The following is an 11,224-nucleotide window of genomic DNA, read 5'->3' on the forward strand; positions in this document are numbered from 1 at the left end:
CGCCGTGGTCACGACGACCCCAGGTGGTGGCCGGGCCGGAAGCACACCGATGCGCAACAATGCGAACGCGCGCGCGACATTATCCTTTTCGTAACCAGAGGCTCCGTAAGACGGAGGATGTCCCGCTCCCCTGCTGTCGGTGCACGCCCATGCCGATGAATGTCCTGGAGGTCGCCGTCTACGCGATGGTCCTCACCGCAAGCCAGCCGCACCCGTTCGAATGCGTGGCGGTCAAGCCGGCCGGGGTGAACTGCACCAATGGCCTGAGCGCGAAGGAGGACGGGCCGAACCTGCTGTTCAACACCGGCGTCCAGGTGCGCAAGGACCGGCAGGGCCGCGTCAGCCTGAGCAACGGCCTGCAAACCCGCTTCGACAGCTCCGCCTGGGTCGAATTCCAGGACGCCGGCCAGACGCCGGTGGTCAGCGTCCGCAAGACCGGGCCGATGCGCTTCAAATTCTCCAACGGCCTGCAGTGCGAGGCGATGGGCAACCCGGAAGACATGGCGCGCTGCTACCGGCCCTGAACCTCATATGGGCCGGCAACAGCGGGCACCGGATCAGCGGCGCAGGCCGCGCCGTTCCATCTCGTCCTCGACCGCCTGACGGTCCTGCCGGACCCGGCGCTGCTCGTCGGCCAGCCGGTCGTACTGGTTCCTGAGGTCGCGGTCGGAATAGTCGCTGTAGGCGTTGCCGCGGCCACTGGCGGACGAGCCTTCATAACGGCGGTCGTCGCGGCTCCGGTCATCGCGGGCCCGGCCGGTCTGCGTCCCCGTCCGGTCGTCCGGGTAGTTGTTCGGGTTGACCGCCCGGTTCAACTGGTCGAGCGCCCCGCCCCACCCGCTGCCCTGCCCGCCGCCTTGCGACTGGGCGAGAACCGGCGACGAGAGGGCCAGAAAGGCCGTGGCCGCCAGGGCAACCACCGGAAAACATGCGCGCATCGGACGATCTCCCTCGATCGGTTGTCGTTTTCAAGGACAACCGCCGGGGACGCCATATGTCACGCCGCCGCCAGCTCCGGATCGGGACCCAGCCCGCCGCGGCCGTGCGGCGCGTCGAGGTCGAGGCGCGGCCCCTTCGGCACGATCCCCGTCGGGTTGATGGTCGGGTGGCTGCCGTAATAGTGCCGCTTGATGTGGTCGAAATCGACCGTCGCCGCCACGCCCGGCACCTGATAGAGGTCGCGCAGATAGCCCGACAGATGCGGGTAGTCGGCGATGCGCTGCCGGTTGCATTTGAAATGCCCGACATAGACGGCGTCGAACCGCACCAGCGTGGTGAACAGCCGCCAGTCCGCCTCGGTCAGCCGGTTGCCGACCAGCCAGCGCTGCGTCGCCAGCCGGGCGTCCAACTCGTCCAGCGCGGCGAACAGCGCGTCGAAGGCGGCCTCGTACTTGTCCTGGGCGGTGGCGAAGCCGGCCTTGTAGACGCCGTTGTTGACCCGGTCGTAGACGAAGGCGTTGACGCGGTCGATCTCCTCCACCAGGTCGGGCGGGCAATAGTCGGCCTTCGCGTCGGTGAAGGCGTCGAACGCGCGGTTGAGCATGCGGATGATCTCCGCCGACTCGTTGTTCACGATGGCCCCGGTCTTTTTGTCCCACAGCACCGGCACCGTCACCCGGCCGCTGTAGCCCGGCTTGGCGCGGGTGTAGACCTCGTGCAGGCGGGTGGCGCCGGTGACCGCCTCCGGCTGCGGGAAGGTCCAGCCCTCCGCCAGCATCAGCGGGTCGACGACGCTGACGCCGATCACCGCGTCCAGCCGCTTCAGCGCCCGGAAGATCAGCGTGCGGTGCGCCCAGGGGCAGGCCAGCGACACCATCAGGTGATAGCGCCCGGCCTCCGCCGGGAAGGGGGTGGAGCCGTCGGCCGACACCCGGTCGCGGAACTGCGCCTCCGTGCGGACGAACGCGCCGCCGGTCGTCTTGGTGTCGTACCACTGGTCGTGCCATTGTCCGTCGATCAGCAGGCCCACGGTTCCCTCCCTTCGGTCGGTATCATCTCGACGGCCCTTGATGGTGACCCATCAAGGGCCGTTGCCTCAATCGCCGGCGCGGGCGTCCGCCCGCTTGGCTTCGCGGGCATGTGCCCGCGGAGCCGCCGTCGCGGCCCTCCAAAGGCACCGGACAGCATCCGGCGCCTTTGGCTTCAGCGCGATCAACCGTGCAGCTTCGTCGCGATCTCGGCGATGTGGCGGCCCTGGTAGCGGGCGCCGTCCAGCTCGACCGCGCTCGGCCGGCGCGAGCCGTCGCCGCCGGCGATGGTGCTGGCGCCGTAGGGCGAGTTGCCCATCACCTCGCTCACGCCCATCTGCCCCTGGAAGGCATAGGGCAGCCCGACGATCACCATGCCCAGATGCAGCAGCACGATGTGGGTGCTGAGGATCGTGCTCTCCTGCCCGCCATGCTGGGTGCCGGTGGAGGTGAAGGCGCCGCCGACCTTGCCGACCAGCGCGCCGCGGGCCCACAGCCCGCCGGTCTGGTCGAGGAAGTTCTTCATCTGCGCCGCCATGTTGCCGTAGCGGGTCGGCGTGCCGATGATGATCGCGTCGTACTGCGGCAGCTCGTCGACGGTGGCGACCGGGATGTTGCTCTCGTCCTTGTAGTGGGCGGACTGGCGGACGCTGTCCGGCACCAGTTCGGGCACGCGCTTCACCGCGACCTCGGTCCCGGCGACGCCGCGGGCGCCCTCGGCCACCGCCTGCGCCATCTCCGACACGTGACCCCAGCTGCTGTAGTAGAGCACCAGAACCTTCGCCATCGTCGCCACTCCCGTTTTGGTTGTCGTTTCGCGGTGGTCGCGGCAAACGGCGCCGCCCGCGGTTCCCCAGAGATAGGGCGTCGGCGCGATTCTGGTAATACCGGATCTTGGCACCTCATTGTTTCTGGGTGTAGAACAATGCCATGGATCGCCTCGACGACATGCTCGCCTTCATCAAGGTGGTGGACACCAAGAGCTTCACCGCCGCCGCCGACCGGCTCAACCTGTCGAAGTCGGTGGTCTCCCGCCGCATCGGCGAGCTGGAGAACCGGCTGGGCGCCCGGCTGCTGAACCGCACCACCCGCAAGCTCAGCCTGACCGAGGTCGGACAGGCCTATTACGAGCGCTGCAGCCGCATCCTCGCCGACCTGGAGGAGGCGGAGCAGGCGGTCGCCGACCTGCACGCCGCGCCGCGCGGCCGGCTGAAGCTGAACGCGCCGGTCAGCTTCGGCGTGCTGCACCTCGCCCCGGCGGTGGCGGAGTTCCTGGAGCGTTACCCGTCGATCGAGATCGACATGGACCTGAACGACCGTTTCGTCGATCTGGTCGACGAGGGGTACGATCTGGCGATCCGCATCGGCCGGCTGCGCGACAGCTCGCTGATCGCCCGGAAGCTGGCGCCGGCCCGCGTCGCGCTGTGCGCCAGCCCGGCCTATCTGAAGAAGCACGGCATCCCGGAGACGCCGGAGGATCTGGGCCGGCACAGCTGCCTGCTCTACACCAACCTGCCCTCGCCGGAGCTGTGGCCGTTCATGGTCGACGGCGAGCTGCGCAACATCCGGGTGTCGGGACCGATCCGCAGCAACAACGGCGACCTGCTGCGCGAGGCGGCGATCGCCGGGCTGGGTCTGGTGATGTCGCCGACCTTCCTGTGCGGCGAGGCGCTGTCGCGCGGCGAACTGGTCACCGTCCTGCCCCGCCATGTGCCGTCGGACACCAGCGTCAACGCGGTCTACCCGCAGAACCGCCACCTGTCGCCCAAGGTGCGGGTGTTCGTCGATTTCCTGGTGCAGCGCTTCGGCCCGCGCCCCTATTGGGACTGCGCGCTGCTGGCGACCATGGCGGCGGATGTGGACACGGAACTGGACGCCGAACCCGGCGCGCTCTGACGGCCTGCCGCCAGGACCGCCCTTACGACGGCGAGTTCGGCCGGCGGCGGGAGCGCAGGTTCAGCGCGGTGGCGAAGGTCGTCTGCGGACCGACCACCGGGCCCTGCGGCACCGGCTTCTTCGGCGCGGTGGACAGGAAGCCGCCGACCCGGCTGCGCAGTTCGACCGCATGGTGCGCCGCCTCGTCCGCGTTGCCCGCCACCTGGCGGCGGACCTCCGGATCGAGCGTGTTGAAGGCGCGCGAGGCGAACTCGAAGGCCGGCTGCGACTTGGTGGCGATCACCTGGCGCAACGCCTTGGACACCAGGACCGTATCCAGCCCGCCCGGCCCTTCCACCCCATCCAGCACGTCGGCGAGGATGCCGATGGCCTGGATCGTGCGGTTGTCGTCCAACGAAAGGTCTTGCGCGTCCATACGGGTCTTCCGATCGTCTCAAGCGGCCCAGCGGGCGCTGCGGCGGTGGGCACCGGAGCGGTTCGGGTCTTGCCCCCGTCTTGGCCTCGGGAGGCACACCCGGTTTGCACCAGAAGCGAATCATAGTGGCTGTGCCGCCATCTGGCAATGGACGCCCGCCCGGCCGCCGGCGAAATCGTTAAGATCGTGCCGTCCGGGTCACGGACCGGGCCGACGCTCAGCGCGGGAACGGAACGGCCGCAGCCAGTTCCGCCCGCAACGCCGGCCACAGCGCCGGCCAGTCGCCGTCATGCGCCATCCCCGGCACCACCCGGACCGGGGCGCCGACGCGGGCGGCGAAGGCGCGCACGACCTCCGGCGGCACCACCCGGTCCTTGCCCCCGGCGATGTGCGATTGCGGCAGCCCGGCCAGCCGCCCGGCCCCCTTCGCCTCAACCTCCGCCGCCGGGTCGAGCGAGCCGGCCAGCGGCGTCAGCCCCTGCGCCTTGACCCAGGCGGCGAGGTCGAGCGGCGCCACCAGCGTCACCAGCCCGTCGACGTCGGTGCGGCGGGCGGCCAGCAGCGCCGCCACCACCCCGCCACCGGAATAGCCGACCAGCAGCAGCCGGTCCGCCCCGCAGGCCCGCTCGGCCTCGTCCAGCGCGCGGCCCAGCGCGTCGACCACCTCGGGCGCGAAGCGGCGGCTGGTCCAGAGCGGGACGGTGCAGGCGGCATCGCCCGCCACCCCACCATACTGGCAGGGCCGGGCGAGATAGAGCAGCCGCGGCGCCGGGTCCAGGCGGGCCAGCGCCAGCGCCACCGGGTTGTGCGGGGTCGGGTCGCGCGACGGCTGGGTCGGCGTGGTCCAGGCGTGGCCGTCCCCCTCGATGTAGACGACCAGCGGCCCCGCCGTCCCGGGGCGCAACCAGCCGGCCAGGGTGAAGGGCGGCGCGGCGAAGCGCTGCGGCATCATCCCGGCCGACCGCGCGGCCTCGTCCGCCGCCTCATACAGCGCCTCCGGCGTCGTGGCGCAGCCGGCCAGCAGGGCGAGCAGCAGCAGGGCTCCGGCCCGGATCACGGCGTCGCCGCCCGGCCGGGCAGGCTGGTGGCGAAGGCGGGCGGCAGGAAGCGTTCCATGCAGTTCGCCTCCTCCCCCACCGCCAGCGTCTCGATGAAGCGCGCGGCGATGGTGCGGCCGCAGGCGCTGGCGCCCAGCACGTCGTGCCCGAGCCCGCGGAACGGCAGCAAGGCCGCCCGGTGCAGCGTCCGTCCCAGCGCCTCCGCCCGCGCCGGCACGGTCAGCGTGTCGTAGACCCCGGTCAGGATCAGCGCCGGCACGTCGGATTCGACCGGCCGGTAGAAGCCACCGTCGGCCGGCGCCAGCGCCAGCGCCGGGCAGGCGGCGTCGTAGTCAGTCTCCACCGCGTCGGCGACGATGTAGGGCCGCAGGCTGACCGCCGCGCGCCGGGCCGCCGCCGCGTCGACGCGCGGGCGGTTCTCCCGGCAGCCGACCGTCAGGTTCAGCCCATAGGCCAGCGTGTCGAGCGCGTGCCAGAAGGAGGACGGCATGACCAGCGCCGCCACCGCCGGGTCGTCCAACACCCCGGCCCCCCCGATCCCGGCGTCCGCCTCGCCCCGCGCGCTGACGACCCGCTCGGCGTGGTCGAGCAGCGCCGGCAGCGGAACCATCCCGCCGGCGTTGCCCAGCCGCAGCGCCAGCACCGCGGCGACCATCGGCCAGTCCAGCCGCAGGTCGCTGACCCGCCCGCTGCCGGGATGATGCAGCCGCAGCGTCAGCGGCCGGCGCTCCAGCGCGGCGGCGAGCCGTTCGACCGCGTGGTCCAGGCGGGGAAAGGCGCGGGCGCAGGCCGGCTGCGCCGCGCAATCCTCCACCATGCGGCGGTGGGCCTGCCGGATCGCGGTCAACCGGTCGAGGTCGAGCCAGGTCGCGTCGGCCGCCGCCGGGGAGTTCAGCACCAGACTGCGCACCGCCGCCCCGTCGATCCGCAGCAGCGCCTGCGCCAGCACTCCGCCGTAGGAGGTGGCGACGACGTTCCACGCCGCGATCCCCAGCGCGCCGCGCAGCGCCCGCAGGTCGGCGGCGCTCTGCCCGCTGTCGAAATCCTCCAGCCGATAGCCGGCGTCGCGCAGCGGCGCGAGGCAGGCGACGGCGTCCGCCGCGGTCACGCCGCCGAACCAATAGCGCAGCGGGTCCAGCGCCGGGCAGCGCAGCGAGGGCCGCGACCGCCCGGTGCCGCGCTGGTCGACCAGCAGCACGTCGCGCGTGGCGCGCATCGGCGCCAGGATCGCCGCGGTGCCGCGCGGGTCGTCGCTGCCGCCCTGCCCCGGCCCGCCGCTGAGCAGCACCACCGGATCGACGGCGGTGGCGCCGTTCAGCGCCGGCAGAATCATCACGAACAGGTCGAGCGGCGGACTGTCCGGCCGCTGCCAGTCCGACGGCACCCGGACGCTGCGGCAGCGGGGCGCCGGCCCGGCCGGCAGCGGCCCGTCGGGGCACGGAACCTCGCCCAGCACCGGCTGGACCGGCAGCGGCGCGGCCACTGGCGCGGCAGCGGCCGGCGGTGCGGCGGGCACCGGTTCGGGAGCCGGCGACGCCGGCGTGGCGACGGTTGCCGGCGCTGGTGGAGCGGCCAGCCGGTCGATGGCGTAGCCGAGCAGCCCGCCGGCCGCGGCGCACAGCGCCAGCAGGCCGACCGCCCAGGCGAACCGCCGCCGGCCCGACACCGGCTACTCGGCCACGGTGGTGAAGAAGGCGGAGCGGGCGTCGTAGCCGGTGGGTTTGTCCCCCGGCTTGTCCTTCGGCAACGCCGCGCGCAAGGCCGCGAGATAGCCGCCGGCGGGTTCAACCTCCGGCCGTTCGGCGGCGAACAGCGGATCGCGCGTCACCAGCGCCAGGATCATCGCCGGCCCATAGGGCGGGGTGATGGTGTAGACGCGGTCGCTCGACGACTTGGCGACGCCCAGCGTGATGGATTTCGCCGAATCGCCCAGCGCCAGCCGGTTGTCCCGCCGCAGCGGCATCGGCAGCATGTGGATGACGTTGCCCTCGATGTCGAAGTAATCGACGGTCAGATAGCCGCCGGTGGCGCCGGCGGTGACGTTGACCTCCAGCTTGTCACCCTTGCGATAGACCAGCGACGGCCGGTTGAAGGCGAGGCCGAGGCTGCCGCCGTCGATCCCGTCGGCCGATCCCGGCAAGCCGGCGACGCCCAGCGCCTCGCACAGCGGCCAGGGCCGCAGGTCGACGCGGGCGCTGACGTCGATCCCCGCCGGCAGGCCGGCGATCAGCGTGCGCAACGCCTGCGCGTCGTCGTCCTTGCCGACATAGCCGGTGATCCGCAGGCCGCTCGCCCCGTCCTCCACCGTCCGCAAACCGGCGCAGGCGAAGCGGCCGGTGCCCGCCTCCAGCGTCCGGCGCGCGTCGGCCAGCGAGGGGCCCGGCGCAGGGGTCGGCGGCGCGGTCGGAACGACCGGAGCAACCTCCGGAGCGGGCGGGGGCGCTGCGGCCGGTGGGACGACCTGTGGAGGCGCCGGAGGCTGCACCGGCGGCGGCGTGACCGCAGGCGCGGGGCCGGGCGGCGTCGACGCCACCTCCGTCGCGGGCGGCGGAACGGCGGCCGGTGCAGGGGCCGGCGGCGTGGCCGCCGTGGTGGTCCCCGTGATGGCCGCCGTGCCAGCGGTGGTGGTCGCCGTGGTGGTGCTCGTCGGCGCCGGCACCGGCGCCGGCGCCGGGGACGGCTGGCCGAACAGGACGAAGCCGGCGACGCCCGCCGCGGCGACGCCGACGCCGGCCGCGGCGATCAGGCCGACCGGGGTCTTCTTCTTCGGCCCAGCCGGAACGGCCGCGTCCCGCGCCGGCTTGGGCGTGTCGGCGGGCGGCGGCGGCGGGGTCACCGCCGGAAAGGGCGTCGCCTCGAAGGGGGTGATGTCCGGCGGGCGGTGGGTCAGCGCGCCGACCAGCTCGGCCATCGTCTTGACGCGGGCCTGCGGGTCGGGCTCCAGCATCGAGCGGAGGACGCCGCGCAACGGCTCGTCCAGGGCGGAGAGGTCGGGCACCGTCATGCGCCGCTCGATCATCGCCTGCGGCGTCCGCCCCATGTCGAGCGGCCGGCCGAGCGCCACCGCGGCCAGCACCAGCCCGGCGCTGTAGATGTCGGACTGCGGCCCGACCTGCCCGCCGAACAGCCCGAACTGCTCGGGCGAGGCGTAGCCGTATTTCCCGGCGAAGGCGTCGCCGATGACCGTCCCCGCCCCTGCCGCCGTCTGCTTGGCGATGCCGAAATCGATGATCTTGGCGTCGGCGATGCGGCGGCCGGGCAGGATGACGTTGTCGGCCGACATGTCGCGGTGGATGATGCCGCGCTGGTGCGCCGCCGCCAGCCCCGAGGCGATGCGGTCGAGCAGGATGGCGACCGACCCGGCGTCGAGCGGCCCCGCCTGCATCACCTCCTGCAGGGACGGGCCGTCGAGAAACTCCATCGACAGCAGCAGCCGGCCGTATTCGTCGCGGAAGACGCCGTCATAGGCTACCACCGCCTCGTGCCGGATGTCGCGCAGCGCCGCCGCCTCGCGCCGCAGCAGCTCGACCATCTTGGCGTCCTGCGCCAGCTCCGGCCGGATCACCTTGACCGCGTGCCAGGTGTTCATGTCGATGTGGCGGGCGCGGTGGACCTCGCCCATGCCGCCGCGGGCGATCAGCCCCTCCACCAGATAGGTGTGGCTCAGCAACGTGCCCGGCCCGATCGGCGCCGGCGTCCCCCGCGCCGCCTCCACCCCCGACAGCGAGGAGGCGGTGACCGGCGGCGCCGTCAGCCGGGTCGCCTCCTGGTCGGTCGTCTGCGGGCCGGCGGCGGGCGGCAGCGCGGTGGGCTCGGAGGGGTCGGCGGGCGTCTGGGCCATGGCGCTGGGCAGTCCGGCTGAAGGTTGTGAAGCGGGCGGTGTCCGGGACGGAGGGATCAGCCGGACCCGTCCGTGCCGGCGCGCCCGTCGCCGCGCCCATCGCCGCCCGCGTCGCCGCCGCCGTCGCCGCGGACGAACCGGTCGTACTCGCGGGCGATGGCGTCACCGACGACGCGGTCGAAATCCTCTTCCAGCTCGACCACCAGATCCTTGTACAGCGCCTCGTACTGGTCCCAGTAGCGGGCCTTGCGCGCGGCCGGGACGATGCTGTCGAGCAGCCGGGTTTCCAGCCGCTGGCTGAGCGCGCCGGGGTCGAACTTCGCCACCACCTGCTTCAGCGCGGTCTGCAGCGCCGCGGCGTAGGCGAGGTGGTGGACCTGCACGTCGCTCGCCGCCTCGCGCACCGCGTCGGCCATCGGCAGGAAGCCGCGCAGGCGCGGGTCGGCCAGCACCGACACCGCCTCGTCCAGCGTGGCGCAGCGCTTCAGCGGGTTCTCGCCGGCCGGACGGAAGCTGGTCTGCTCCAGATGGAACTCGTCCTTGAAGTGCGAGCGCGCCTGCAACGAGGCGTGCAGCGCCCCCAGGCTGGCCCGCAGCGCTTCGCCCAGGCTGCGCATCATCGCGGTCGGATCGGGAACGCCGCCCGGCGGCAGCGCCGCGCCGAACCCCTCGTAGAAGGCGGCGATGGCGGCGGCGGGGGCCGGATCGGACACGGCGTCGGCCACCCGGACGGGGGTGGGAGGAGGCACCGGAACGGCCGGCGGGCGCGGCGGGGTGACGGCGGCATCCAGGTCCGCTGGCAAGTCCGCTGACAAGCCCGCCGGCAGATCCGCCGGCAAGGGCGGCAGCGGATCGGCGGGCGTGCCCGCCACCGCGGCAGCCGGGATCGGCGCCGGCCACGCCTCGTCGGCGGCCGGCTCCGGCAGCGTCTCGTCGATGTTCCAGTCGTCAGGCAATGGTGCGGGCAGCGGCTGGGCACTCGCCGCCGGCACCGCGAAGACCGGAACCGCGGGCGCCGCGGACGGCGGCGTGCCGAAGATCTCGTCGTCCCAATCGTCGGGGATGGTGCCGAGGCCGGACGGCGCGCGGTCGTCCAGCGGCGGAAAGGGCGGGCTGACCGGGCTGATCGACAGCGCCTGGTTCAGCGCACCGGAATGGTCGTCGACGGTGCCGAAGCGCCAGTCGTCGTGCCCGGCCCCCTCGCGAGGCGGCTCGCCGCCGCTGTTCGACGCGGTCCAGACGTCGAAGGGCGCATCCTCCGACCGCAGCGGCTGGTGTTCGAAGGGACGGGACGCCGACGGCCCGGCGTCGACGCCGAACGGACCGTCCAGCGGCCCGGCCCCCGCGTTGCGGTCGAAGGGAAAGGCGCCGGCGATCTCGGTGAAGGACGGGGCGGCCTGCGTGTCGATGGTCGCTTCGATGACGAAGCGGCCGATGCGGATGCGGTCGCCCGCCGACAGCACCGCCGGCACGTTGCGGCCCAGCGGCCGGTCCGACCCGTTGAGGAAGACGCCGTTGGTGCTGGTGTCGACGACGCGGAACTGGGCGCCGGCGGTCTCGAACACGCAATGCTGGCGCGACAGCAGCAGGTCGGGATCGGGCAGGATCCAGCCATTCTCCGCCCCGCGCCCGACCGTGAGGCGGCCGCCCTGCAACGTCTTCTCGGCGTTGCCGCCCAGCGACGCCCGATGGTCCGACACGATCCTCAGCCTCAGCATGCCACGCTCCGCCCTTGCGCCTCAGCCACCGACGATCACCGTCGGGGCGCCGGTGACGATCACCCCGCCATGGGCGGTCTGGTCGCCCAGCCGCGCCGCCGGACGGCCGCCGACCACCACGGTGGCCGATCCCTTGACGATCACGTCGGGCGGGCCGACGCAGACGCACAGGTCGGTCACCACCGCCGCCGGCAGGAATTCGATCAGCACGGTCGGCACGCCCGGGCTGACGATCGGCCCGCCGACATGGGGAACCGGGCCGGTCGTCATCGGGCAGCTGTGCATGTCGGTCAGGCGGGCGGCGGGCGGCATCGACGGGTTCCTCACGC

General features: G+C 73.1%; 11 protein-coding genes. 2 read left to right on the forward strand and 9 right to left on the reverse strand.

Going from position 1 to position 11,224, the window contains the following annotated elements; genetic code table 11:
• The first annotated feature begins 149 nt into the window (after positions 1 to 149).
• Positions 150 to 524: a hypothetical protein gene (locus TSO352_RS27710; protein WP_109110284.1), complete on the forward strand. Its 375-nt coding sequence runs from the start codon at positions 150 to 152 to the stop codon at positions 522 to 524.
• Positions 525 to 557: 33 nt separating this feature from the next.
• Here the strand turns inward: TSO352_RS27710 and TSO352_RS27715 are convergent, their stop codons facing one another.
• The 3 genes from TSO352_RS27715 to wrbA all read right to left on the reverse strand — a co-directional run bounded on the left by TSO352_RS27715 (position 558) and on the right by wrbA (position 2,754).
• Positions 558 to 938 carry a hypothetical protein gene (locus TSO352_RS27715; protein ID WP_109110285.1) on the reverse strand — a complete coding sequence of 127 codons (381 nt, stop codon included), beginning with the start codon at positions 936 to 938 and terminating at the stop codon, positions 558 to 560.
• Positions 939 to 997: 59 nt separating this feature from the next.
• Positions 998 to 1,969: a glutathione S-transferase family protein gene (locus TSO352_RS27720; protein WP_109110286.1), complete on the reverse strand. Its 972-nt coding sequence runs from the start codon at positions 1,967 to 1,969 to the stop codon at positions 998 to 1,000.
• A gap of 182 nt (positions 1,970 to 2,151) precedes the next feature.
• Entirely contained in the window at positions 2,152 to 2,754 is a 603-nt protein-coding gene (wrbA, locus tag TSO352_RS27725; RefSeq protein WP_109110287.1) for an NAD(P)H:quinone oxidoreductase, read from the reverse strand.
• A 143-nt stretch (positions 2,755 to 2,897) separates the two neighbouring features.
• On the opposite strand from wrbA, the gene TSO352_RS27730 reads away from it, so the two are divergent.
• Complete coding sequence (locus tag TSO352_RS27730; protein WP_109110288.1) at positions 2,898 to 3,863, forward strand: LysR family transcriptional regulator; 966 nt, start codon at positions 2,898 to 2,900, stop codon at positions 3,861 to 3,863.
• Positions 3,864 to 3,885: 22 nt separating this feature from the next.
• On the opposite strand, the gene TSO352_RS27735 is transcribed toward TSO352_RS27730, so the two are convergent.
• The 6 genes from TSO352_RS27735 to TSO352_RS27760 form a co-directional block, all read right to left on the reverse strand.
• On the reverse strand, positions 3,886 to 4,278 hold the full coding sequence (locus TSO352_RS27735) for a hypothetical protein (protein ID WP_109110289.1): 393 nt from the start codon (positions 4,276 to 4,278) through the stop codon (positions 3,886 to 3,888).
• Positions 4,279 to 4,495: 217 nt separating this feature from the next.
• Positions 4,496 to 5,335, reverse strand: a complete 840-nt coding sequence (locus tag TSO352_RS27740) for an alpha/beta hydrolase (protein WP_109110290.1) — start codon at positions 5,333 to 5,335, stop codon at positions 4,496 to 4,498.
• Complete coding sequence (locus TSO352_RS27745) at positions 5,332 to 7,002, reverse strand: alpha/beta fold hydrolase (protein WP_109110291.1); 1,671 nt, start codon at positions 7,000 to 7,002, stop codon at positions 5,332 to 5,334. Before TSO352_RS27745 ends, TSO352_RS27740 begins: the two co-directional genes overlap by 4 nt.
• Positions 7,003 to 7,005: 3 nt before the next feature.
• Positions 7,006 to 9,177 carry a serine/threonine-protein kinase gene (locus TSO352_RS27750; protein ID WP_109110292.1) on the reverse strand — a complete coding sequence of 724 codons (2,172 nt, stop codon included), beginning with the start codon at positions 9,175 to 9,177 and terminating at the stop codon, positions 7,006 to 7,008.
• 56 nt (positions 9,178 to 9,233) lie between these two features.
• Entirely contained in the window at positions 9,234 to 10,895 is a 1,662-nt protein-coding gene (gene tagH / locus TSO352_RS27755; protein WP_109110293.1) for a type VI secretion system-associated FHA domain protein TagH, read from the reverse strand.
• Between the two features lie 21 nt (positions 10,896 to 10,916).
• Positions 10,917 to 11,207 (reverse strand): PAAR domain-containing protein, encoded by a 291-nt coding sequence (locus TSO352_RS27760; protein ID WP_109110294.1) that lies wholly within the window; start codon positions 11,205 to 11,207, stop codon positions 10,917 to 10,919.
• Between the last annotated feature and the right edge of the window lie 17 nt (positions 11,208 to 11,224).

It is taken from the genome of Azospirillum sp. TSO35-2 (assembly GCF_003116095.1).
Classification (GTDB): domain Bacteria; phylum Pseudomonadota; class Alphaproteobacteria; order Azospirillales; family Azospirillaceae; genus Azospirillum.